The sequence below is a fragment of the Achromobacter sp. UMC71 genome (assembly GCF_014170305.1).
Taxonomy (GTDB): Bacteria; Pseudomonadota; Gammaproteobacteria; order Burkholderiales; family Burkholderiaceae_B; genus Achromobacter.
Genome location: NZ_LZZT01000006.1, coordinates 55048 through 79703, shown reverse-complemented (window position 1 = coordinate 79703; position 24656 = coordinate 55048). Strand labels below are relative to the sequence as shown.

Genomic DNA, 24656 nt, shown 5'->3' with positions numbered 1-24656 from the left:
CTTGATTTTGAAAGTCTGGGAAAGCAGTACAAGACGTGGTGAATGGATAGCCCGCGGGTGTAGCTCAATGGTAGAGCAGAAGCCTTCCAAGCTTACGACGAGGGTTCGATTCCCTTCACCCGCTCCAAGATTTACATGCCCATGTGGCTCAGTGGTAGAGCACTCCCTTGGTAAGGGAGAGGTCGCGCGTTCGATCCGCGCCATGGGCACCACTAATTTCCAAAGTTCTTTTCTTCAGTCAGAAGCGCAATCCAGGTCAGGAGTCAGCCATGGCAAAAGGCAAGTTTGAACGTACCAAGCCGCACGTGAACGTGGGTACGATTGGTCACGTTGACCACGGCAAAACGACGTTGACGGCGGCGATCACGACCGTTCTGTCGAGCAAGTTTGGCGGCGAAGCCAAGGGCTACGACCAGATCGATGCAGCTCCTGAAGAAAAGGCACGCGGTATCACGATCAACACGGCTCACGTCGAGTACGAAACGGAATCGCGTCACTACGCGCACGTTGACTGCCCGGGCCACGCCGACTACGTCAAGAACATGATCACGGGCGCGGCCCAGATGGACGGCGCGATCCTGGTCGTGTCGGCCGCTGACGGTCCGATGCCGCAAACGCGTGAACACATCCTGCTGAGCCGCCAGGTTGGCGTGCCGTACATCATCGTCTTCCTGAACAAGGCTGACATGGTTGACGACGCCGAGCTGCTCGAGCTGGTGGAAATGGAAGTTCGCGAGCTGCTGTCCAAGTACGACTTCCCGGGTGATGACACCCCGATCGTCAAGGGTTCGGCCAAGCTGGCGCTGGAAGGCGACAAGGGCGAACTGGGCGAGCAAGCGATTCTGTCGCTGGCGCAAGCGCTGGACACCTACATCCCGACGCCTGAGCGTGCCGTTGACGGCGCGTTCCTGATGCCGGTTGAAGACGTGTTCTCGATCTCGGGTCGCGGCACCGTGGTGACCGGCCGTATCGAACGTGGCGTGGTCAAGGTCGGCGAAGAAATCGAAATCGTCGGTATCGTTCCGACGGTCAAGACGACTTGCACCGGCGTGGAAATGTTCCGCAAGCTGCTGGACCAAGGTCAAGCCGGCGACAACGTGGGCATCCTGCTGCGCGGCACCAAGCGTGAAGACGTCCAGCGCGGCCAAGTGCTGGCCAAGCCGGGCTCGATCACCCCGCACACGGACTTCACGTCCGAGGTGTACATCCTGTCCAAGGAAGAAGGCGGCCGTCACACTCCGTTCTTCAACGGCTATCGTCCCCAGTTCTACTTCCGCACGACGGACGTGACGGGCACGATCGACCTGCCGGCCGACAAGGAAATGGTTCTGCCGGGCGACAACGTGACGATGACCGTCAAGCTGCTGGCCCCGATCGCCATGGAAGAAGGTCTGCGTTTCGCCATCCGTGAAGGCGGTCGTACCGTCGGCGCCGGCGTCGTCGCCAAGATCCTGAAGTAAGCAATACCCAGATGGGTAGAGTGGGCTCTCAAGCCCCTCTATCCATCTTTGCTGTAAAAGTAGTACTATGTATGGTTCCGCAAGCTGCCACGCAGGTGACAGGTGCGGAAAGTGGTTGAAATGTAGTGCACGTGTAGTGTTTTAGGGGCATAGCTCAATTGGCAGAGCGTCGGTCTCCAAAACCGAAGGTTGTAGGTTCGATTCCTACTGCCCCTGCCACCGCCAGGATAAACCCGCGGGAGATCATCGCGAGTTACGCATTCACGGCGGCTCGCGTCGCAATATGTCTAATACCAGCGTAGAAACCGTAACCAGTACCGCCGACCGGGTGAAGCTCGGGCTGGCGGTTCTCGTCGTTATTGCTGGCATCGTCGGGTTTTCCGTGCTTAGCGCGCAGCCGATGCCTGCACGTGTCGGCGTGTTCGTCGGCGGCCTCGTGATCGCAGCTGTGATCGCCTGGTTCAGCGAACCCGGCCGCCGCACCTTGAGCTTCGCCAGCGAGTCCTACAACGAAGTCAAGCGTGTCTCGTGGCCCACCCGCAAGGAAACGACCCAGATGACGGGTATCGTTTTCGCGTTCGTGGCGATCATGGGCATTTTCATGTGGGTGCTCGACAAGGGCATCGAATGGATTCTCTACGGCCTGCTGTTGGGCTGGAAATAAGGACGGCAAATGAGTAAGCGTTGGTATGTCGTCCATGTGTACTCCGGCATGGAGAAAAGCGTACATAAGGCCCTGATCGAGCGCATTGAGCGCGCGGGCCTGCAAACGTCTTTTGGCCAGATCCTTGTGCCCTCCGAAGAAGTCGTCGAGGTCAAGGGTGGTCAGAAGTCGATCACCGAACGCCGCATTTTCCCCGGTTACGTCCTGGTTGAAATGGACCTGACCGACGAAACGTGGCATTTGGTCAAGAACACCAACCGCGTCACCGGTTTTTTGGGTGGCTCGGGCAATCGTCCGACCCCGATTTCCGAAAAGGAAGTCGCGAAGATCCTCTCCCAGATGGAAGAGGGTGTCGAGAAACCCCGCCCCAAGATCCTGTTCGAAGTGGGCGAGATGGTTCGGGTCAAGGAAGGTCCGTTTGCGGACTTCAACGGCAACGTCGAAGAAGTCAACTACGAAAAGAGCAAGGTTCGCGTGTCGGTCACGATTTTTGGTCGTGCCACGCCCGTCGAACTCGATTTCAGCCAGGTCGAAAAGACCTGATTTCAACCCCCGGGGAGCCCTGGCCTTTGTGCTAGGGCGATATAACCCGCAAGGAGCAAAGCATGGCGAAGAAGATCGTCGGCTTTATCAAGCTGCAAGTGCCGGCTGGTAAGGCTAACCCCTCCCCCCCGATTGGCCCGGCCCTGGGTCAGCGTGGCCTGAACATCATGGAATTCTGCAAGGCGTTCAACGCCAAGACCCAAGGCATGGAGCCTGGTCTGCCGATTCCGGTGGTGATCACCGCCTTCGCCGACAAGAGCTTCACCTTCATCATGAAGACCCCGCCCGCGACGGTCCTCATCAAGAAGGCCGCCGGTGTGCAAAAGGGTTCGTCCAAGCCGCATACCGACAAGGTCGGCACGCTGACCCGCGCCCAGGCTGAAGAAATCGCCAAGGCCAAGGGCCCCGATCTGACCGCCGCTGATCTGGACGCCGCTGTGCGTACGATCGCTGGCAGCGCCCGCAGCATGGGCATCACGGTTGAGGGGATCTAATCATGGCAAAACTGTCCAAGCGCGCCGCCGCCATTGCGCAAAAGATCGACCGCACCAAGCTGTACCCGGTCGCCGAAGCCCTGACCCTGGTCAAGGAAACCGCTGTCGCCAAGTTCAATGAATCCATTGACGTGGCCGTGCAACTCGGCATCGACCCGAAGAAGTCGGACCAACTGGTCCGTGGTTCGGTCGTGCTGCCCGCCGGCACCGGCAAGTCGGTCCGCGTGGCCGTGTTCGCCCAAGGCGACAAGGCTGAAGCCGCCAAGGCCGCCGGCGCCGACATCGTCGGTCTGGACGACCTGGCTGACGCGATCAAGGCCGGTCAAATGGACTTCGACGTCGTCATCGCCTCGCCCGACACGATGCGTGTCGTGGGTGCCCTGGGCCAGATCCTGGGTCCCCGTGGCCTGATGCCGAACCCGAAGGTCGGCACCGTGACGCCCGACGTCGCCACCGCTGTCAAGAACGCCAAGGCTGGTCAGGTTCAGTACCGTACCGACAAGGCCGGCATCATCCACGCAACGATCGGCCGTGCGTCGTTCGGCGTGGAACAGCTGCAAACCAACCTGGCCGCACTGGTCGACGCCCTGCAAAAGGCTCGTCCCGCCGCGTCCAAGGGCATCTACCTGCGCAAGCTGGCTGTCTCGTCCACGATGGGCGGCGGTGCGCGCGTGGAAATTGCCTCGCTGTCGGCTTCCAACTAAGCCAGCAGCAGTAAACGTACTTTGGGCTGCATCCGGATCCCTCCGGATGTTGCTGTCAAAGACCGCTGGAGCAGGGCAGTGCGAAGGTTCTCCTTCCACTGGAAGCAGTCCCCCCGCTGCCCCGCTTAATCCCGAAGCTCGCATAGTTCGGATCCAGCGTAGACGGCGTCCCCAGGAAGAATTCTTTATCTGAAGAACTCGACCAGGCGCCGCATTCGGTTGACGCGCAAGGCTTAGGCCCCAAGCGTCTTTTGATGGAGTGTTCAAACCGTGAGTCTCAATCGTCAAGAGAAAGCGGTGGTAATCGAGGAAGTCTCGGCCGAAGTGGCCAAGGCGCAATCGATTGTTATCGCCGAGTACCGTGGTCTGGACGTCGCCTCTGTCACCGTACTGCGCAAAACTGCGCGTGAATCGGGCGTGTATCTGCGTGTTCTGAAGAACTCGCTGGCCCGTCGTGCTGTTGCCGGCACGGCTTTCGAGCCGTTGGCTGAGCAACTGACCGGTCCGCTGATCTATGGCATCAGCACTGATCCGGTTTCGGCGGCCAAGGTCCTCGCAGGTTTCGCGAAAAGCAACGACAAGCTGGTCATCAAGGCGGGCGCATTGCCCAACAGCCTGCTGAACCAAGATGGTGTGAAGGCCCTGGCCACCATGCCCTCGCGCGAAGAGTTGCTGTCGAAACTGCTGGGCACCATGCAAGCCCCCATCGCGCAATTCGTGCGTACGCTCAACGAAGTTCCGACCAAGTTCGCCCGTGGCCTCGCCGCCGTGCGCGACCAGAAGGCAGCGGCTTAATCGCCCTCCTTCACGGAATTCGCTGAACGACCGAGCGACACCCAAACCCTGGCATTACCAAAATTTTTGGAGTTCTGAAAAATGGCACTTAACAAAGCTGAAATCCTTGACGCCATCGCTGGCATGACCGTGCTCGAGCTGTCCGAGCTGATCAAGGAAATGGAAGAGAAGTTCGGCGTGTCGGCTGCTGCCGCCGCTGTCGCTGTCGCTGCTCCCGCCGCTGGTGGCGCTGCCGCCGCTGCTGAAGAGCAAACCGAGTTCACCGTCGTTCTGACCGAAGCTGGCGCCAACAAGGTTAGCGTCATCAAGGCCGTGCGCGAGCTGACCGGTCTGGGTCTGAAGGAAGCCAAGGACCTGGTTGACGGCGCTCCGAAGCCCGTCAAGGAAGCTGTGGCCAAGGCTGACGCCGAAGCCGCCAAGAAGAAGCTGGAAGAAGCTGGCGCCAAGGTCGAAGTCAAGTAAGACCTGCGTCAATTTGCCCGGGGACAGCACAGTTTGCAGTCCCCGGGCTTTTGCGTTTCCAGGAAACCCCTACTGGGGTCATGACCTTTCAGAGGGGTTTCCTGGAGTCGTATCACCTGGGGCCGTGGTTGACGGCCCATGCAACCTCGAGTCGGAGTGCTCATGCCTTACTCGTACACCGAAAAAAAGCGCATCCGCAAAAGCTTCGCCAAGCGTGAAGACGTTCAAAACGTTCCTTTCCTTTTGGCGACACAGCTTCAATCCTACCTAACTTTCCTGCAGGCGGATACCGCCCCGTCCGATCGCGTAGCCGACGGTTTGCAGGCGGCGTTTTCGTCGATTTTCCCGATCGTTAGTCACAACGGTATGGCGCGCTTGGAGTTCGTGAGCTATGTGCTCGGCGAACCGGTGTTCGATGTCAAGGAATGTCAGCAACGTGGCCTGACCTATGCCTCGCCCCTGCGAGCCAAGGTCCGCCTGGTGCTGCTTGACCGCGAAGTCAGCAAGCCCACCGTCAAGGAAGTGAAGGAACAGGAAGTCTACATGGGCGAAATTCCGCTCATGACGGGCACTGGTTCGTTCGTTATCAATGGCACCGAGCGTGTCATCGTGTCCCAGCTGCACCGTTCGCCGGGCGTGTTCTTCGAGCACGACCGCGGCAAGACGCACAGCTCCGGCAAGCTCCTGTTCTCGGCCCGCGTGATTCCTTACCGCGGCTCGTGGCTGGACTTCGAATTCGACCCGAAGGACGTCCTGTTCTTCCGCGTCGACCGTCGTCGCAAGATGCCTGTCACGATCCTGTGCAAGGCCATCGGCATGACGCCGGAATCCATCCTGGCCAACTTCTTCGATTTCGATAACTTCGAATTGAAGAGCGAAGGCGCCATGATGGAATTCGTGGCCGAGCGTTGGAAGGGCGAAATGGCCCGTTTCGACATCGCGGACCGCTCGGGCAAGGTGATTGTCGAAAAAGACAAGCGCATCAACGCCAAGCATCTGCGCGATCTGGCTGCCGGCGGCATCCAGCGCATCTCCGTGCCGGAAGACTTCCTGTACGGCCGCGTGCTGGCCAAGAACATCGTTGACGCGGACACCGGCGAAGTCATCGCCAACGCCAACGACGAGATCACGGAAAGCGTGTTGGCCGCCCTGCGCGCCGCCAACGTGCACGACATCCAGACGCTCTACACGAACGACCTGGACCGCGGCCCGTACATCTCGCAAACGCTGCGTACCGATGAAACCGCCGACCAGATGGCCGCGCGCGTTGCCATCTACCGCATGATGCGTCCTGGCGAACCGCCCACCGAAGAAGCCGTGGAAGCGCTGTTCCAGCGCCTGTTCTACAGCGAAGAAACGTACGACCTGTCGCGCGTTGGCCGCATGAAGGTCAACAGCCGTCTGGGCCGTGGTGAAGACATCACCGGCCCGATGACGCTGACCAACGAAGACATCCTTGAAACCATCAAGGTGCTGGTTGAGCTGCGTAACGGTCGTGGCCAGATCGATGACATTGATCACTTGGGCAACCGTCGCGTGCGTTGCGTTGGCGAACTGGCCGAAAACCAGTTCCGCGCCGGCCTCGTGCGTGTCGAACGCGCCGTCAAGGAACGTCTGGGCCAGGCCGAGACCGAAAACCTGATGCCGCACGACCTGATCAACTCCAAGCCGATCTCGGCTGCCATCAAGGAGTTCTTCGGTTCGAGCCAGCTGTCGCAGTTCATGGACCAGACCAACCCGCTGTCGGAAATCACGCACAAGCGTCGTGTTTCCGCACTGGGCCCGGGCGGCCTGACGCGCGAACGCGCCGGCTTCGAAGTCCGCGACGTGCACCCGACCCACTACGGCCGCGTCTGCCCGATCGAAACGCCGGAAGGCCCGAACATCGGCCTGATCAACTCCATGGCGCTGTACGCTCGCTTGAACGAGTACGGCTTCCTGGAAACGCCTTACCGCAAGATTATCGATGGCCGCGTCAGCGAGCAGATCGATTACCTGTCGGCCATCGAAGAAAGCCACTACGTCATCGCCCAGGCTAACGCCGCGCTCGACGAAGACGGCAAGTTCGTGGACGACCTGGTGGCTTGCCGTGAAGCTGGCGAAACCATGTTGACCGCGCCGGCCAACGTGCACTACATGGACGTTGCCCCGTCGCAGATCGTGTCGGTTGCTGCCTCGCTGATTCCGTTCCTGGAGCACGACGACGCGAACCGCGCACTGATGGGCGCCAACATGCAACGCCAGGCCGTGCCTTGCCTGCGTCCGGAAAAGCCGGTCGTGGGTACGGGTATCGAGCGCACCGTGGCCGTTGACTCGGGCACCACCGTGCAAGCGCTGCGTGGCGGCCTGGTCGACCACGTCGACGCCGAACGCGTGGTTATCCGCGTGAACGACGAAGAAAACGTCGCCGGCGAAGTCGGTGTCGATATCTACAACCTGATCAAGTACACGCGTTCCAACCAGAACACGAACATCAACCAGCGTCCCATCGTCAAGCGTGGCGACAAGGTCGCCAAGGGCGACGTGCTGGCCGACGGCGCATCGACCGACCTGGGCGAACTCGCCCTGGGTCAGAACATGCTGATCGCGTTCATGCCCTGGAACGGCTACAACTTCGAAGACTCGATCCTGATCTCCGAAAAGGTTGTGGCTGACGATCGCTACACCTCGGTGCACATCGAGGAACTGACGGTCGTGGCTCGCGACACGAAGCTCGGTCCGGAAGAAATCACGCGCGACATCAGCAACCTGGCTGAGACGCAACTGAACCGCCTGGACGATTCGGGCATCACGTACATCGGCGCCGAAGTCAGCGCCGACGACGTGCTGGTCGGCAAGGTCACGCCCAAGGGCGAAACTCAGCTGACGCCGGAAGAAAAGCTGCTGCGCGCCATCTTCGGTGAAAAGGCGTCCGACGTTAAGGACACCTCGCTGCGCGTGCCCTCGGGCATGACCGGCACCGTGATCGACGTGCAAGTGTTCACGCGTGAAGGCATCGTGCGCGACAAGCGCGCCCAGTCCATCATCGACGATGAGCTGCGCCGCTATCGTCAAGACCTGAACGACCAGCTGCGCATCGTTGAAAACGACCAGTTCGACCGTATCGAAAAGATGCTGGTCAACAAGACCGTCAACGGCGGCCCGCGCAAGCTGGCCAAGGGCGCCACGATCACCAAGGCTTACCTGGCAGATCTGGACCGCTGGCAGTGGTTCGACATCCGTCTGGCCGATGAGCCGCACGCTGTCGTGCTGGAACAGGCCAAGGAATCGCTCGAGCAGAAGCGTCACCAGTTCGATCTGGCGTTCGAAGAAAAGCGCAAGAAGCTGACGCAAGGCGACGAGCTGCCCCCGGGCGTGCTGAAGATGATCAAGGTCTACCTGGCCGTGAAGCGTCGTCTGCAGCCTGGCGACAAGATGGCCGGCCGTCACGGCAACAAGGGTGTGGTCTCGCGCATCACGCCGGTGGAAGACATGCCTCACATGGCTGACGGTACGCCGGCCGACATCGTTCTGAACCCGCTGGGCGTGCCCTCGCGGATGAACGTCGGTCAGGTGCTGGAAGTGCACTTGGGCTGGGCTGCCAAGGGCGTGGGTCATCGCATCGCCGATCTGCTGCGCGACGAGCGCACTGCGCAGGTCAAGAACGTCCGCGCCTACCTGGACAAGGTCTACAACACGACCGGTACCGGTGCGCGCATTGACGAGCTGACCGACGAAGAAGTCATGGAAATGGCCCAGAACCTCAAGAACGGCGTGCCGTTCGCGACGCCCGTCTTCGACGGCGCGACCGAAGAGGAAATCACCACGATGCTGGAACTGGCCTATCCGGACGACGTCGCCAAGCGCATGGCGCTGACGCCTTCGCGTACCCAGGCGTGGCTGTACGACGGCCGCACGGGCGAGAAGTTCGAGCGCCCCGTGACCGTCGGCTACATGCACTACCTGAAGCTGCACCACTTGGTCGACGACAAGATGCACGCGCGTTCCACTGGTCCGTACTCGCTCGTTACCCAGCAACCGCTGGGCGGCAAGGCGCAGTTCGGCGGCCAGCGTTTCGGGGAAATGGAAGTGTGGGCGCTGGAAGCATACGGCGCCGCCTACACCCTGCAAGAAATGCTGACGGTGAAGTCGGACGACATCAACGGCCGTACCAAGGTTTACGAAAACATCGTCAAGGGCGACCACGTCATCGACGCCGGCATGCCGGAATCGTTCAACGTGCTGGTCAAGGAAATCCGCTCGTTGGCCCTGGACATGGATTTGGAGCGTAACTAATGAAAGCGCTACTCGACCTCTTTAAGCAAGTCTCGCAAGACGAGCAGTTCGATGCCATCAAGATCGGCATCGCCTCGCCCGAGAAGATCCGTTCGTGGTCTTACGGCGAAGTTCGCAAGCCCGAGACCATCAACTACCGCACGTTCAAGCCCGAGCGCGACGGCCTGTTCTGCTCCAAGATCTTTGGCCCGATCAAAGACTACGAGTGCTTGTGCGGCAAGTACAAGCGCCTGAAGCATCGTGGCGTGATCTGCGAAAAGTGCGGCGTTGAAGTTACCGTTGCCAAGGTTCGCCGTGAACGCATGGGCCACATCGAGCTGGCCAGCCCCGTCGCGCACATCTGGTTCCTGAAGAGCCTGCCGTCGCGTCTGGGCATGGTGCTCGACATGACCCTGCGCGACATCGAACGCGTGCTGTACTTCGAAGCCTGGTGCGTGATCGAACCTGGCATGACGCCGCTCAAGCGCGGCCAGATCATGTCGGATGACGATTTCCTCGCCAAGACCGAAGAATACGGCGACGACTTCCGTGCCCTGATGGGCGCTGAAGCCGTGCGCGAACTGCTGCGTACCATCGACATCGACCGCGAAGTGGAAACGCTGCGCGGCGAACTGAAGGCCACCAGCTCGGAAGCCAAGATCAAGAAGATCTCCAAGCGCCTGAAGGTGCTGGAAGGCTTCCAGAAGTCGGGCATCAAGGCCGAGTGGATGGTCATGGAAGTGCTGCCCGTGCTGCCGCCGGACCTGCGTCCGCTGGTGCCGCTGGACGGCGGCCGCTTCGCGACCTCCGACCTGAACGACCTGTACCGCCGCGTCATCAACCGCAACAACCGCTTGAAGCGCCTTCTGGAGCTCAAGGCGCCGGAAATCATCCTGCGCAACGAAAAGCGGATGCTGCAGGAAGCCGTCGACTCGCTGCTGGACAACGGCCGCCGTGGCAAAGCCATGACGGGCGCCAACAAGCGCCAGCTCAAGTCGCTGGCCGACATGATCAAGGGCAAGAGCGGTCGTTTCCGTCAGAACCTGCTGGGCAAGCGCGTCGACTACTCGGGCCGTTCGGTCATCGTGGTGGGTCCGCAGCTCAAGCTGCATCAGTGCGGCCTGCCCAAGCTGATGGCCCTGGAACTGTTCAAGCCGTTCATCTTCAATCGTCTGGAGATGATGGGCCTGGCCACGACCATCAAGGCTGCCAAGAAGCTGGTGGAAAGCCAGGAACCGGTGGTCTGGGACATCCTGGAAGAAGTCATCCGCGAACACCCGGTCATGCTGAACCGTGCGCCCACGCTGCACCGTTTGGGCATCCAGGCGTTCGAGCCGGTCCTGATCGAAGGCAAGGCCATCCAGCTGCACCCGCTGGTTTGCGCGGCGTTCAACGCCGACTTCGACGGTGACCAGATGGCCGTCCACGTGCCGCTGTCGCTGGAAGCCCAGCTCGAAGCGCGCACGCTGATGCTGGCGTCGAACAACGTGCTGTTCCCGGCTAACGGCGAACCGTCGATCGTGCCGTCCCAGGATATCGTGCTGGGTCTGTACTACACGACGCGCGAGCGCATCAACGGCAAGGGCGAAGGCATCTTCTTCACCGACGTCGCTGAAGTGCAGCGTGCCTACGACAACGGCGAAGTCGAACTGCAAACCCGCATTACCGTGCGTCTGAAAGAGCACGAGCGCGACGAAGCAGGCGAATGGCAGCCGGTGATCCGCCGTCACGAAACGACGGTCGGCCGCGCGCTGCTGTCCGAAATCCTGCCCAAGGGCCTGCCCTTCACCGTCTTGAACAAGGCGCTGAAGAAGAAGGAAATCTCGCGCCTGATCAACCAGTCGTTCCGCCGTTGCGGCCTGCGCGACACGGTGATCTTTGCCGACAAGCTGATGCAGTCCGGCTTCAAGCTGGCCACGCGCGGCGGTATCTCGATCGCCATGGGCGACATGCTGATCCCGACCGCCAAGGAAGGCATCCTGGCCGAAGCCAGCCGCGAAGTGAAGGAAATCGACAAGCAGTACTCGTCGGGTCTGGTCACGTCCCAAGAACGCTACAACAACGTGGTGGACATCTGGGGCAAGGCCGGCGACAAGGTCGGCAAGGCGATGATGGAACAACTGGCCACCGAGCCCGTGATCAACCGTCACGGCGAAGAAGTGCGCCAGGAATCGTTCAACTCCATCTACATGATGGCTGACTCGGGCGCCCGCGGTTCGGCCGCCCAGATCCGCCAGCTGGCCGGTATGCGCGGCCTGATGGCCAAGCCGGACGGTTCCATTATCGAAACGCCCATTACCGCGAACTTCCGTGAAGGCCTGAACGTACTCCAGTACTTCATCTCGACTCACGGCGCGCGTAAGGGTCTGGCCGATACGGCACTGAAGACCGCGAACTCGGGCTACCTGACCCGTCGTCTGGTCGACGTGACGCAAGACTTGGTGATCACCGAGGACGATTGCGGCACGTCGCAGGGCTACAACATGAAGGCCCTGGTGGAAGGCGGTGAAGTCATCGAACCGCTGCGCGACCGCATCCTGGGCCGCGTGGCTGCCATCGACATCATCAACCCGGACACGCAGGAAACGGCCATCACCGCCGGCTCCTTGCTGGACGAAGACATGGTCGACATGATCGACCGTATCGGTGTGGACGAAGTCAAGGTCCGCACGCCGCTGACGTGCGAAACGCGTCACGGTCTGTGCGCGCACTGCTACGGCCGTGACCTCGGCCGCGGCTCGCCGGTCAACCAGGGCGAAGCGGTTGGCGTTATCGCCGCCCAGTCCATCGGTGAACCGGGCACGCAGCTGACGATGCGTACGTTCCACATCGGTGGCGCGGCGTCGCGTTCGGCCCTGGCCAGCGCGGTGGAAACCAAGTCTAGCGGCGCGGTTGGCTTTGCCAGCACGATGCGGTATGTCACCAACGCCAAGGGCGAACGCATCGCGATTTCGCGTTCGGGCGAACTGGCGATCTTCGACGACAACGGCCGCGAACGCGAACGCCACAAGATCCCGTACGGCGCGACCGTGCTGGTGGGCGATGGCGAAGCCGTGAAGGCTGGCGCGCGTCTGGCGACGTGGGACCCGCTGACCCGTCCGATCGTGTCGGAATACGGCGGCGCCGTCCGCTTCGAGAACATCGAAGAAGGCGTGACCGTTGCCAAGCAGGTGGACGAAGTCACCGGCCTGTCGACGCTCGTCGTCATCACGCCCAAGACCCGTGGCGGCAAGATCGTCATGCGTCCGCAGATCAAGCTGGCCAACGAGAACGGCGACGACGTCAAGATCGCCGGCACCGATCACTCGGTGAACATCACGTTCCCGGTGGGCGCGCTGATTACCGTGCGTGACGGCCAGCAGGTTGCCGTGGGTGAAGTTCTGGCGCGTATTCCGCAAGAATCGCAAAAGACCCGCGACATTACCGGCGGTCTGCCGCGTGTGGCCGAACTGTTCGAAGCCCGTTCGCCGAAGGATGCCGGCATGCTCGCCGACGTCACCGGTACGGTTTCGTTCGGTAAGGACACCAAGGGCAAGCAGCGTCTGGTCATCACCGACCTGGAAGGCGTGAGCCACGAGTTCCTGATTCCGAAGGAAAAGCAGGTTCTGGTGCACGACGGTCAAGTGGTGAACAAGGGCGAAATGATCGTGGACGGCCCGGCCGATCCCCACGACATCCTGCGCCTGCAAGGCATCGAGAAGCTGGCGACCTACATCGTCGACGAAGTGCAGGACGTGTACCGTCTGCAGGGCGTGAAGATCAACGACAAGCACATTGAAGTGATTGTTCGTCAGATGCTGCGCCGCGTGAACATCGTTGATGCTGGCGATACCGAGTTCATCCCGGGCGAGCAGGTCGAGCGTTCCGAGCTGTTGAACGCGAACGACCGTTGCATCGCGGAAGACCGCATCCCCGCGACGTACGACAACGTGCTGCTGGGTATCACGAAGGCCTCGCTGTCGACCGACTCGTTCATCTCGGCTGCCTCGTTCCAGGAAACCACGCGTGTCCTGACCGAAGCCGCCATCATGGGCAAGCGCGACGACCTGCGTGGCCTGAAGGAAAACGTCATCGTCGGCCGCCTGATTCCGGCGGGTACCGGCCTGGCGTACCACCACGCCCGCCGCGACAAGGAAGAGCTGGAGGCCGCGGAACGCGAAGCCGCCCGCCAGCTGGCCAACCCGTTCGAAGACTCGCCGGTCACGGTGGGCTCGGACGCCGATGCCCCGTCGGCCGACGTGGGTACCGAGGACGCCGCCGAATAAGCGGATTGTCCGGCGAATCCCCCGCGCGGTACCGGCGGGGGAGGCCAGAAGCAAAAAGGCCGCTGATGCGAATCAGCGGCCTTTTTTTATCTGGGCGCAGGTGTTTTCGTCTTATTTTGAGGCTTGGCCTTTGGCGCGCTGGAACACCGGGCCCCAGACGGGATGGCCGGCCTCATTGGTAGCCAGCTCGAAAGCCGGGTCCAGCTGCAGGATACGGGCGAAGCTGTCCTCGCAAAGTTGGGCGTAACGGCTGACGCAGTAGCTGAACGCCTGCAGCTTGTAGGCCTCGATGCGTACGGCCTTGCTAGACGATGCCAGTTCATCGGACTTGGCGACCTGGCGGATGACTTCGCCGTACCGGCCGGCGCTGTACTGGTCGCGCACCTGCTGCAGCTGGGCCAGCGCCTCGGGCGTGGGTGGTTTTTCCGGCGGGGAGGAGGGCAGGCCGACGCAGCCGGCCAGCAAGGCCGATAATCCAAGCAAACTGCCAACTAAGCGAATTTTCATAGGCGTTCAACGAATTGAGGGATTTTGGCGATACGCTATCGTGCCACAGCCTGATGCGCTCGGACATTTTCGGCAATGTCCTTGCGTAACGGATTGGATAATATTCCGCTTATCAGCCGTCAACCAAAATTTTTGCGTTCATCGCGCAGTATTGAATATGTCCTCATCCGCCGGCCTGCATACGCCGCGCAGCCCATTTTCAGGGGCTGCGCCGCTAGCCTTGCGCCCCTTGAGCGCCATCGCCGCCAGCGCGGCGGGCGGCGTGCCGGAAGCACGCATCAAGCGGCTGCTGTCGGATTTGCTGCCATCGCTGATGGGCCTGCACGCGCAGGGCGAAATATGTGGCGACATTTCCCTGGATACGGTCGGCATGGACGAAGGCGCGCGTGCGCATTTGCTGCCCGAATTGTCGGTGCCGCGGTCGCGCCGGGCGGGCGTGACGCCCGCGCCGGGATTTGCCCCGTTCGAGCTGTACACCGACTCGGCGGATTGGCCGCGAGGCCCCTGGACGGACGTCTACGCGCTATGCGCGGTCATGCACGCCCTGGTCATCGGCCACCGCCCGCCGCCCGCGCCCGAACGCCGGGCCACCGACAGCTATGAACCCCTGGCCTCGCTGGGCCTGGCAAAATACACACCGGCATTTCTCAGCGTGATCGACCGGGGCCTGGCGATGTTGCCCGTCGACCGTCCCCAGACCCTGGCGGAACTGGCCACGATGCTGAGCATATCCGCGTACGCCGAGGCCGCGCCGGTCGCTAATGATCCGGCCGTCGCCGAAGTCGCCGCCGCACCAGTGGCGCCCGTGGAGGCCGTGGGCAAGCCCCGCGGGGCAGGACGGCCGCTGCTGGCGCTGTTGCTGGTAGTGGCTCTGGTTGGCGTAGGCGTCTACGCCTGGCTCCACGTCGGGCCTGGCGCGAGCAACGCCTTGATTACCCGGTCCGAGGTGGTGCAGCCCAATCCACCCGCTGTCCAGCCGGCGCCGCCGGCCACCGCGCTGGCGCAGCCGCCTCAGCCGGCGGCGGTCCTGCCGCAGGCCGCCGAGTCTGGCTCAGGCTCGGCGGGATCGGCTTCTGCAACGGCTCCGGCGCCGACTGGGGTGCCTGCGCCTGGAACGGCTGCACCATCGCCTGGAGCGGCTTCGCCAGCGCCCGGCATTCCGGCCTCACCGGACGGTGGTGCCGCAACGCCCGCGCCCGATGCCAATCCATCAGTGCTGGTGGATCCGAGCCAGGGGGGAGAGCCATCCGCGCACGACCTGCAACCGCCCGCCGCGGCTGCCCAGGAAGACGCGCCCAAGCCGAAACCCGTGCCTGTCCTGGTGCGCCTGGATATCCGCCCGTGGGGCGAGGTCTGGATCAACGGCATCGCGCGCGGCATCAGTCCGCCGGTGAAGGAGTTGCGGCTCATCCCCGGCAAGTACAAGGTGGTGCTGCGCAACGCCGATCTGCCGCCTTATCGCGCAACGCTCGAAATCAAGCCGGGCAAGCCTGCCGTCATTTCGCACGTCTTCCAATAACGCACAGCGGGCCTGCGCCGGGCATCAAGTGGCCGGCATATCGTCGGGTGCGGCCGGCAGCTGCAGCGTAAAGACCGAGCCCACGCCTACTTCGCTGCTGACCTCGACCTCGCCGCCATGGCGCTGCGCGACGGTGCGCACGAACGCCAGCCCCAGACCCGCCCCGCCCACATCGGTTTTGGTATCGACGCCGACGCGGGAAAACGGCTCGAACAGCCGCGCCAGGTCTTGCTGGGCGATGCCTTGCCCCTGGTCGCGGATGGTGGCGCGCCAATAGCCTGGCCTCGCATCGATGCTGCATTCGATGCGGGTTTGCACGGGGCTGTACTTGATGGCGTTGTCGATCAGATTGCATAGCGCCCGCATCAGCAGCGTCTGGTCGCCGCGCACATAGGCCGCCGGCAGCGGCGCGCGCACTTCCAGCTGGATGCCGCGCTTGTGCGCGGAGGCCCAGAACTCGTCCACGCTATCTTGAAGCAGGCCGCCCAGGTCCAGGTCGACCGCATGAAGGGTCATCGATTCCGCCCGCGTAAGGTGGACGAAATCGTCGACCAGATGCAGCGTGCGGTTGGCCAGCGCGGCGATGCGCGTGAGCGTGTCATCCTTGCCCGACGGCGCGCCACCGCCTTCCTGCGTCATCTCGACCAGCGCCAGGATCGAGCTTTGCGGCGCCCGCATGTCGTGCGAAATGAAGCGCAGGGTTTCTTCGCGCTGACGTTCCGCCTGGCGGATGCCGGAGATGTCGGTCAATGTGGCCACCGTACCGGCGAAGTTGCCTTCGGCCGTGTGGATCGGCGCGCACTTCAGGATCAGATCGCGGCCGGCGCGGTCGCGCACTTCCAGGTCGGCCGTCCAGGGCGATTGGTCGGACACCGGCCCCTGGCCGCTCAGCACCTGGGCCACGCGTTGCCGCGTCGATTCATCGCTGATGGTCTTCTCGAGCAGATGCGTGGCGGGATGCCCGACACGGGGCGGGCGCATGCCCAGGCGCTGGAAGTACATCACGGCGGCCTGGTTGCGAAATTGCATGCGGCCTTCCTGGTCGAACACCAGCGTCGCGTCGGGCATGCCGTCCAGGCCGTCGGCCAGGAATCGTCGCAGGTTCCGTACGCGGGCCAGGGCGCGCCGCAATTCACCGACCCGGCTTTCGAGTGACGCGCTGGGCCCGCTGGATTGCGCCCGGGCCTCGTTCAGCACCGGTGGATATTCGCGCTGCAGCCGTCGGAGCTCGTTGTCCATGTAGCGTAGCGCGGCCTCCTGGCTGCGCCAGCTCCAGAGAGGGTAGCAAAGCGCCACGCCCATCAGCGCGGCGGTCGGCGCGAACCAGAGATAACTGTGGCCCAGCAGCAGCAGGCTGGCCGTCAACACCACGATCAGCAAGCCGATATTGACCAGCAGCGCCTGGTTCGGGGACAGGCGCCACAATGCCAGGCAGGCCAGCAGCACGGGCAAGGCGGAGAACAGTGCATTGAGCCAGGGGGCGGGCGGCTGGAAGGCGATGTCATCTTTGGCCGCCTGCAGCAGATTGGCGATGATCTCCACGCCGGGCATGCCGCTGACCTCATGGGAAACCGGCGTCGTGTACGCATCGCCCAGGCCGGTCGCCCAGGCGCCCACCAGCACGTATTTGCCGCGGATCTGCTCAGGCGGCACGTCGCCGCGCAGGACCGACAGATAGGACACGGCGCGAGTATGCGCGGCGGGGCCGGCATAGGGGATCAGGATGCTGCCGTCCGGGGAGGCGCGCCCCAGCAGCCTTTCGCCCAACGCGGCCTGTCCGCCCACGTCCAGCATGCTCAGCGCGAAGTGCTGCCAGCGTTCGCCGGCGAACCGGGCGGTCAGCGCCGCAGAGCGCAATACGCCGTCGGCGTCGATGCTGGCGTTGATGAAGCCGCTGCCGGCCGCGGCCTGCGCCAAGAGCGGGATGGGTGCGCTGATGGAAGACGGATAGGTGAGGCGGTCCAGCACGACAGGCAGGATAGTGCGGCCATTGCGCCGCAGGCTGTCGGCCAGGATCGTGTCGTCGTTGGGGTGGACGGTATCGGGCTCGGCGAAGATCAGGTCCAGTCCGACCGCGCGGGCGCCTTGCAGGCGGTCCAGCAAGGCCGCATGCACGGCGCGGCGCCAAGGCCAGCGGCCCAGCGCGTCGATGCTGGTGTCGTCGATCGCGACGATGAGAATGTCGGGCGACATGTCGCGTCCGGTCAGCGCGACGGCGCGGTCATAGAGGATCTGGTCGATTCGCCCCAAGCCGTTGAAAGAGCCCAGCAGCGCGGCTAGCAGCGCCAGCGTCACCGTCAACCACAGGCCTGATCGCGAGGTCCGGTCGATGGAATCGGTGGCGTCTGCCATGGCCGTCTGTTCAATACTCGGTCAAGGTCACGAATCCGCCGGAGCCGGTCGCCACGCCCAGGCCGCTGCTGGTCATGAGTTGGTTCACGCCAGTGAACGTGGCTATGGCGTCTTGGCCGCCCAAGCCCAGCTCGTCAATTGCCCGCACCGACACGTAGAACGTGCCGGGGCCCGGCGCGCTGAAGCGAATGTCCGCGCTGGCGAAAGAGGTCGAGGACACCGGCTGCGTGCCATCGGCGTCGCGCGAGACGCGCACCAGGTAGCTGTGCGCGCCGGGCACGGGGGCGAAGGCGCTGGTCCACGCGCCGCCGCCCGCGCGTTCGGGTTGACCGAGCTGCGGGGCCGCCAGCAGCGGCCGCAAGCCCGACACCTGTCCATCCGCGCCGATAGCCGCGCCGTAGCCTTTCGCCACGGCAACCGGCTGCGCGGGCGTCGCGCCCGGCGCATGGGGCTGCAATCGCACGCTGCCTTCCAGCACTTCGCTATGCACGCCCTGGCTGCCGCTTTGCACGCGGAAGCGCGTCCCGCGTACGCCGGTGACCGCCACGGGCGTGCGGATTTCGAAGCGGCCCACGCCTTGTCCGGCCGGCGCGACGGTGGATTCCACGCTGCCGCGCTCGACATGGATGACGGAATCCGTCAGGTCGGTGCCCTCGAATTGCCGCAGGCGGGTCAGCTCGACGGCGCCGTCGGCCGGCAGCGTCAGCTTGGAACCGTCGGCCAGTTCCAGCGTGACGAAACCGTTGGGCGCAGTAACGACCTTGCTGCCTTCGGCGACGTTGGCCCCCGGCTTGAGTGCCTGTCCATTCAGGTTTGCCTGGCCGCTGACGTGGACCACGCGCGCGTCGGCGGAGCGTTCGGGAATCATCGACAGCGGGATGCGCAATTCCAGGCCGATGGGCAGCCGTTCCGGCGTGGTGACGCTGTTGAGCGTCTGCAGCGGGCTCCAGTTGGCCTGGTTGCGCGTGTACGTTGCGGCGATGTTGATCAACGTGTCGCCTTGGCGCACGCGATAGATGAAGTTCTCTCCCAGGGCACCGGCGGGTTGGCTATGAGAGGAAGTAGCGAGCAGCAGGCCGGAAAGCAAGGCAAGCAAAGAAAGCGCGCGGCAGCGGCTCATGACTTTCAAATCTCCAGGTAATGCCGCCAGGCGCTAGGGCCCGGGGGGCGGACTGTCGTCGGCCGGGCTGATCAGCTCCAGCCGGTAGCCAAGCGCATAGGACGAACTCAGGCGCACGCCGTGTTCCGGGCGCAGCTGAAGCTTTTGCCGGATGTTGGACAGATGAGTGTCCAGCGTGCGAGAGGTGGCGGGAATCTCGCGATTCCAGACACATTCGGCCAGTACGTCACGCGACATGAGCCGACCCAGGTTGCGGAAAAAGAGCAGCGCGAGCTCGAATTCCTTGGGTGCCAGTGCGACCGGGGCGCCGTTGAGCGAGATCGTGCGCGGCGCGGGATCGATGCGGTAATTGGCGACATCGAATGCTTCATTGGCCGGCTCCGCGATCTGGCTGCGCCGCAGCAGGGCCGCGACGCGCGCCAACAATTCGAGCGGCCGCAAGGGTTTGACGATGTAGTCGTCGGCGCCGGCGCGCAGGCCTTCGACCAGGTCGTCTTCGCTGGAGCGGTTGGTCAGAAAGATGACTGGAACGCGCGGGCCGATGTTGGCGCGCAGCCAGCGCACGACATCATCGCCATCGATATCGGGCAGGTGCCAGTCCAGCAGCACCAGATCGAATGTCTCGGTGCGCAACGCGGCAAGCAGGTCGCGGCTCTGTTGATAGCTGGTGCAGGTATACCCTGCGGCAGTCAGGACTTGCTGGATGCGTTTGGCCTGGTCCAGGTCGTCTTCCAGCGACGCGATTTTCATCAGACGTGGTCTCGCGAAGGTTGGCTGCGCAAGTGCGCCCTATGGCGCCCTACTGCAAGAAGGGAAAGGATTTGTGTAATGGAATGATAACTCGGGCGGCGTCACTGTTGGCTACGTTGTGCCAAGAACTGTCAAACATTGCAAAGTTAACGAATCTTGACTGGGGTTGTTGCACAACAACAGGCCAAACTGTCCCGAACCGTCCAGTCAACCGGCGCAGTCTGCCGGAAGCTGGAGGGGCGAAGGGATGGAAAGAACATATGAATCAATTGCGCGTACTGATGATGTCGCCGGACGAGGCTGCACGTAACACCGCTGTGTCCGCACTGCTTCAAGCTGGGATTTCGGCCCGTGGCTGCTCGACGTCCCTGGAATTGTTTGGCCTGCTCAGCAACGGCAGCTACGACGCCGTGGTGCTGAATGTGGGCACCCTGGGCGAGGTAGGCTATGCCCTGGTGGCCCGCTTGCATGGATCGTCGTCGTTGGGGATCGTGGTGATGGGCAGCAATCTGTCCCTGGATACCCGCCTACGTTGCCTGCAGAGCGGCGCCGACGCCTGCCTGCCGCCGCCGCAGGATCCCCGCGAACTCGCCTGCATCCTGCTGGCGTTGGCCCGGCGCCTGCCGGCCGGCCAGGACAACGCGACGATGGAAGAGCCCGCCCAGGGGCAATGGGAATTGCGCGACCAGGGCTGGACGCTGGCCGCGCCGTCCGGCGCCACTATTTCGCTGTCGGCCAACGAGCGGCTGATCGTGCGGTCGCTGCTGGAAGTGGCGGGCAGGGCGGTCGGGCGCAGTGAACTGGGCGACGAGCTGCGGGTGGAAGGGGGCGGCGCACGCTCCAGCGGCTCGCGCAGCATCGATGTGATCGTCAGCCGTCTGCGCCGCAAGGCCGAGATGGCGGGCGTGATGTTGCCGATCCGCACGGTTTACGGCAGCGGTTACCTGTTCGCCGATCAATAGTCGCCCGTGCCGCCTGGCGCGGGAGTAAACTGCCCTCCGGACCGCCGGTTCCCCAGGATCCGGCCCAACTTCCACGCGCCCCTCGCGGCTTTTTCAGCCGCCCGGCACCTGCGGACGGTATCGCCGCTCCGATATCGCGGGAATTTGGCCCCATTTTTGCCGACCTAGGTCCGAGCTGCGCCTAACTCGCCGTCTTTTGCCGGCAACGCGCTCGCGCGTGGCGCTTACAAAACTTTTTGACAGTGCGCCCAGTTCTAAGCTATGCTAAAGGGCTTACTGCTTTATTCGCGCGCAAAGTTTGATACCACCAGCTGGCGTATCAAGGCGCCAGGAAGACAGGTTCGGCCACACCCAAGCAACGCTTTGCCCTGCATGCATCTACTGCACGGCTAGTGAAACTTGGCGGCCCAAGACCAAAGGGGTGCGTCACGAGCCCCCGTCAACCGACGCTGCCATTTGACGGTATCAGGTTTGTGCGTTTGTCATGGTTTGTTGGCAAGCCCGCTCTTTTACGTATACGAACGTTTGAGGCGGTTTTGCGCGAACTGCCTTCTCTGAAAGCTCACTGCTTGAGGAGACGAGTACGTAAGTACTTACCAGTGGTACGTAAAAGGGATTTCAAAGGTCATGCCTACCATTAGCCAACTCGTGCGCAAGCCGCGCGAAGTCAGCATTATCAAAAGCAAGAGCCCCGCGCTCGAAAACTGCCCGCAACGCCGCGGCGTGTGCACTCGCGTGTACACCACCACCCCCAAGAAGCCGAACTCCGCTCTGCGTAAGGTTGCCAAAGTGCGTCTGACCAACGGTTACGAAGTCATTTCGTACATCGGCGGTGAAGGCCACAACCTGCAAGAGCACTCGGTGGTTCTGGTGCGTGGCGGTCGTGTCAAGGACTTGCCCGGTGTGCGTTATCACATCGTGCGCGGTTCCCTCGACCTGCAAGGCGTCAAGGATCGTAAGCAAGCCCGCTCGAAGTACGGCGCCAAGCGCCCGAAGAAGGCCTGATAACGAGTCAGCAGTACCCCGCGTGGCGGTCATCCGCCATCAGGGAAGTGCAACCGCGCCGTCCGGAATATGGGAAGGTGCGCGGCACGTAAGGGGTCGTCCTATTGGGCGGCCATGGCCGTGTAATGAAACACGGTTCAACTGAACAGACACAAGGAAGCAACAATGCCCCGTCGTCGCGAAGTACCCAAGCGCGAGATCCTGCCCGATCCCAAGTTCGGCAGCGTCGAGCTCGCCAAGTTCATGAACGTCGTCATGCTGGACGGCAAGAAGGCCGTCGCCGAGCGCATCGTTTACGGTGCCCTCGAGCAAGTGCAAACCAAGACCGGCAAAGAGCCGATCGAAGTTTTCAGCCTGGCGATCAACAACATCAAGCCGATCGTCGAAGTGAAGAGCCGCCGCGTTGGCGGTGCCAACTACCAAGTGCCGGTTGAAGTGCGCCCCGTGCGCCGCCTGGCCCTGGCTATGCGTTGGCTCCGTGAAGCCGCCAAGAAGCGTGGCGAGAAGTCGATGGATCTGCGTCTTGCTGGCGAACTGATCGACGCCTCCGAAGGTCGTGGCGCCGCAATGAAGAAGCGCGAAGACACGCACAAGATGGCAGAGGCCAACAAGGCCTTCAGCCATTTCCGCTGGTAATTTAAGGACTAATCCACCATGGCCCGCAAAACCCCGATCGAGCGCTATCGCAACATTGGCATCTCTGCGCACATCGATGCAGGGAAAACCACCACGACCGAACGTATCCTGTTCTACACCGGCGTCAATCACAAGATTGGCGAAGTGCATGATGGCGCAGCCACCATGGACTGGATGGAGCAAGAGCAAGAGCGTGGCATCACCATTACGTCGGCAGCTACGACGGCGTTTTGGCGTGGCATGGCCGGCAACTACCCCGAACACCGCATCAACATCATCGACACCCCGGGGCACGTGGACTTCACCATCGAGGTGGAACGTTCCATGCGCGTCCTGGACGGTGCTTGCATGGTCTACTGCGCGGTGGGCGGTGTTCAGCCTCAGTCCGAAACCGTGTGGCGTCAAGCCAACAAGTACGGCGTGCCGCGTCTGGCGTTCGTCAACAAGATGGACCGCACCGGCGCCAATTTCTTCAAGGTCTATGACCAACTGAAGACGCGTCTGCGCGCGAACCCCGTGCCCATCGTGATCCCCATCGGCGCCGAAGACACGTTCCAAGGCGTGGTCGATCTGGTCAAGATGAAAGCCATCATCTGGGACGAAGCCAGCCAAGGTACCAAGTTCGACTACAAGGACATTCCGGCCGAGCTGGAAGGTGCTGCGAACGAATGGCGCGAAAAGCTGGTTGAAGCCGCCGCCGAATCGTCGGAAGAGCTGATGAACAAGTACCTGGAAACGGGTACGCTGGACGAAGCCGAAATCAACCTGGCTATCCGTCAACGCACCATCGCTGGCGAAATCCAGCCGATGCTGTGCGGCACCGCCTTCAAGAACAAGGGCGTGCAGCGCATGCTGGACGCGGTCATCGACTACCTGCCTTCGCCCGTGGATATTCCCCCGGTCGACGGCATGGACGACGATGGCAACCCGGTTCAGCGTACGGCTGACGACGGCGAGAAGTTCTCGGCCCTGGCGTTCAAGCTGATGAGCGATCCGTTCGTCGGCCAGCTGACCTTCGTGCGCGTTTACTCGGGCGTCCTGAAGTCGGGCGATACGGTCTACAACCCCATCAAGGGCAAGAAGGAACGTATCGGCCGCATTCTGCAGATGCACGCGAACAACCGCGAAGAAATCAAGGAAGTGTTGGCAGGCGACATCGCCGCCGTGGTGGGTCTGAAAGACGTGACCACCGGCGAAACGCTGTGCGACATCGACTCCCACATCCTGCTCGAACGCATGGTGTTCCCGGAGCCCGTGATTTCGCAGGCTGTTGAACCCAAGTCGAAGGCTGACCAGGAAAAGATGGGTCTGGCGCTGTCGCGTCTGGCCCAGGAAGATCCGTCGTTCCGCGTGCGTAGCGACGAAGAATCCGGCCAAACCATCATTTCCGGCATGGGCGAGCTGCACCTGGAAATTCTGGTCGACCGCATGAAGCGCGAATTCGGCGTGGAAGCAAACGTCGGCAAGCCCCAGGTTGCCTACCGCGAAACCATCCGCAAGACCTGCGAAGAAGTCGAAGGCAAGTTCGTCAAGCAGTCGGGCGGCCGTGGTCAGTACGGTCACGTGGTCCTGAAGGTCGAACCGCTTGCTCCTGGCGGCGGTTACGAATTCGTGGACGCCATCAAGGGCGGTGTGGTTCCTCGCGAATACATCCCCGCGGTGGACAAGGGCATCCAGGAAACGCTGCCTTCGGGCGTGCTGGCTGGCTACCCGATCGTCGACGTCAAGGTCACGCTGTTCTTCGGTTCGTACCACGATGTGGACTCGAACGAAAACGCGTTCAAGATGGCCGGCTCCATGGCATTCAAGGAAGGTCTGCGCAAGGCCAGCCCCGTGCTGCTGGAACCGATGATGGCCGTTGAAGTCGAAACGCCCGAAGACTACGCTGGTACCGTGATGGGCGATCTGTCCTCGCGTCGCGGCATGGTCCAAGGCATGGACGACATGGTTGGCGGCGGCAAGACCATCAAGGCTGAAGTTCCCCTGGCCGAGATGTTCGGTTACGCCACGAACCTGCGTTCGCTGACGCAAGGTCGTGCCACGTACACGATGGAATTCAAGCATTACTCCGAGGCCCCCAAGAACGTCGCTGACGAAGTCATCGCCGCTCGGGCCAAGTAAATAACCCTTGTCGGGCCGCCCATCCGGGCGGTCCCGGCAGAAA

At 62.5% G+C, this 24656-nt stretch carries 18 protein-coding genes and 3 tRNA genes; 17 read left to right on the top strand and 4 right to left on the bottom strand.

Going from position 1 to position 24656, the window contains the following annotated elements; translation table 11 throughout:
* The first annotated feature begins 53 nt into the window (after positions 1-53).
* From A9974_RS02045 to rpoC, 12 genes are all read left to right on the top strand, one after another.
* Positions 54-127: transfer RNA gene (locus tag A9974_RS02045), tRNA-Gly, on the top strand.
* 10 nt (positions 128-137) lie between these two features.
* A tRNA-Thr gene (locus A9974_RS02040) sits at positions 138-212 on the top strand.
* A 57-nt stretch (positions 213-269) separates the two neighbouring features.
* On the top strand, positions 270-1460 hold the full coding sequence (tuf, locus tag A9974_RS02035; RefSeq protein ID WP_183002480.1) for an elongation factor Tu: 1191 nt from the start codon (positions 270-272) through the stop codon (positions 1458-1460).
* Between the two features lie 143 nt (positions 1461-1603).
* Positions 1604-1679 (top strand) — tRNA-Trp (locus tag A9974_RS02030).
* Positions 1680-1743: 64 nt separating this feature from the next.
* Positions 1744-2124 carry a preprotein translocase subunit SecE gene (secE, locus tag A9974_RS02025; RefSeq protein WP_175192347.1) on the top strand — a complete coding sequence of 127 codons (381 nt, stop codon included), beginning with the start codon at positions 1744-1746 and terminating at the stop codon, positions 2122-2124.
* A gap of 9 nt (positions 2125-2133) precedes the next feature.
* On the top strand, positions 2134-2667 hold the full coding sequence (gene nusG / locus A9974_RS02020; RefSeq protein WP_025141329.1) for a transcription termination/antitermination protein NusG: 534 nt from the start codon (positions 2134-2136) through the stop codon (positions 2665-2667).
* A 62-nt stretch (positions 2668-2729) separates the two neighbouring features.
* A complete protein-coding gene (gene rplK / locus A9974_RS02015) occupies positions 2730-3161 on the top strand; it encodes a 50S ribosomal protein L11 (RefSeq protein WP_006389587.1) in 432 nt (143 codons plus the stop codon).
* Between the two features lie 2 nt (positions 3162-3163).
* The gene (gene rplA / locus A9974_RS02010) at positions 3164-3865 is read left to right on the top strand and encodes a 50S ribosomal protein L1 (RefSeq protein ID WP_025141328.1); all 702 of its coding nucleotides are present in this window, start codon (positions 3164-3166) and stop codon (positions 3863-3865) included.
* Positions 3866-4135: 270 nt separating this feature from the next.
* Positions 4136-4660: a 50S ribosomal protein L10 gene (gene rplJ / locus A9974_RS02005; RefSeq protein WP_006392087.1), complete on the top strand. Its 525-nt coding sequence runs from the start codon at positions 4136-4138 to the stop codon at positions 4658-4660.
* A gap of 81 nt (positions 4661-4741) precedes the next feature.
* Positions 4742-5122, top strand: a complete 381-nt coding sequence (rplL, locus tag A9974_RS02000) for a 50S ribosomal protein L7/L12 (protein ID WP_013397031.1) — start codon at positions 4742-4744, stop codon at positions 5120-5122.
* Between the two features lie 162 nt (positions 5123-5284).
* A complete protein-coding gene (gene rpoB / locus A9974_RS01995; RefSeq protein WP_025141326.1) occupies positions 5285-9397 on the top strand; it encodes a DNA-directed RNA polymerase subunit beta in 4113 nt (1370 codons plus the stop codon).
* The gene (gene rpoC / locus A9974_RS01990) at positions 9397-13641 is read left to right on the top strand and encodes a DNA-directed RNA polymerase subunit beta' (protein ID WP_183002488.1); all 4245 of its coding nucleotides are present in this window, start codon (positions 9397-9399) and stop codon (positions 13639-13641) included. The genes rpoB and rpoC overlap by 1 nt, the downstream gene beginning before the upstream one ends.
* A gap of 111 nt (positions 13642-13752) precedes the next feature.
* Here the strand turns inward: rpoC and A9974_RS01985 are convergent, their stop codons facing one another.
* Entirely contained in the window at positions 13753-14148 is a 396-nt protein-coding gene (locus A9974_RS01985) for a TssQ family T6SS-associated lipoprotein (RefSeq protein ID WP_183002487.1), read from the bottom strand.
* 157 nt (positions 14149-14305) lie between these two features.
* Between A9974_RS01985 and A9974_RS01980 the strand changes: the two genes are divergently transcribed.
* Positions 14306-15667, top strand: coding sequence for a serine/threonine protein kinase (locus A9974_RS01980; protein ID WP_183002486.1), 1362 nt, complete (start codon positions 14306-14308; stop codon positions 15665-15667).
* A 24-nt stretch (positions 15668-15691) separates the two neighbouring features.
* Here the strand turns inward: A9974_RS01980 and A9974_RS01975 are convergent, their stop codons facing one another.
* From A9974_RS01975 to A9974_RS01965, 3 genes are read right to left on the bottom strand one after another with little or no spacing between them, the layout of a single operon-like run.
* The gene (locus tag A9974_RS01975; protein ID WP_183002485.1) at positions 15692-18019 is read right to left on the bottom strand and encodes a CHASE2 domain-containing protein; all 2328 of its coding nucleotides are present in this window, start codon (positions 18017-18019) and stop codon (positions 15692-15694) included.
* A 10-nt stretch (positions 18020-18029) separates the two neighbouring features.
* The gene (locus A9974_RS01970; RefSeq protein WP_183002484.1) at positions 18030-19139 is read right to left on the bottom strand and encodes a FecR domain-containing protein; all 1110 of its coding nucleotides are present in this window, start codon (positions 19137-19139) and stop codon (positions 18030-18032) included.
* A 33-nt stretch (positions 19140-19172) separates the two neighbouring features.
* Positions 19173-19889 (bottom strand): response regulator transcription factor, encoded by a 717-nt coding sequence (locus A9974_RS01965; RefSeq protein WP_183002483.1) that lies wholly within the window; start codon positions 19887-19889, stop codon positions 19173-19175.
* 260 nt (positions 19890-20149) lie between these two features.
* On the opposite strand from A9974_RS01965, the gene A9974_RS01960 reads away from it, so the two are divergent.
* The 4 genes from A9974_RS01960 to fusA all read left to right on the top strand — a co-directional run bounded on the left by A9974_RS01960 (position 20150) and on the right by fusA (position 24613).
* Positions 20150-20851, top strand: coding sequence for a response regulator transcription factor (locus A9974_RS01960; RefSeq protein WP_183002482.1), 702 nt, complete (start codon positions 20150-20152; stop codon positions 20849-20851).
* A 627-nt stretch (positions 20852-21478) separates the two neighbouring features.
* Positions 21479-21856, top strand: coding sequence for a 30S ribosomal protein S12 (gene rpsL / locus A9974_RS01955; RefSeq protein ID WP_005017264.1), 378 nt, complete (start codon positions 21479-21481; stop codon positions 21854-21856).
* Positions 21857-22021: 165 nt separating this feature from the next.
* On the top strand, positions 22022-22492 hold the full coding sequence (gene rpsG / locus A9974_RS01950; protein ID WP_006216561.1) for a 30S ribosomal protein S7: 471 nt from the start codon (positions 22022-22024) through the stop codon (positions 22490-22492).
* A gap of 18 nt (positions 22493-22510) precedes the next feature.
* Entirely contained in the window at positions 22511-24613 is a 2103-nt protein-coding gene (gene fusA / locus A9974_RS01945; RefSeq protein WP_183002481.1) for an elongation factor G, read from the top strand.
* Positions 24614-24656 lie beyond the last annotated feature (43 nt).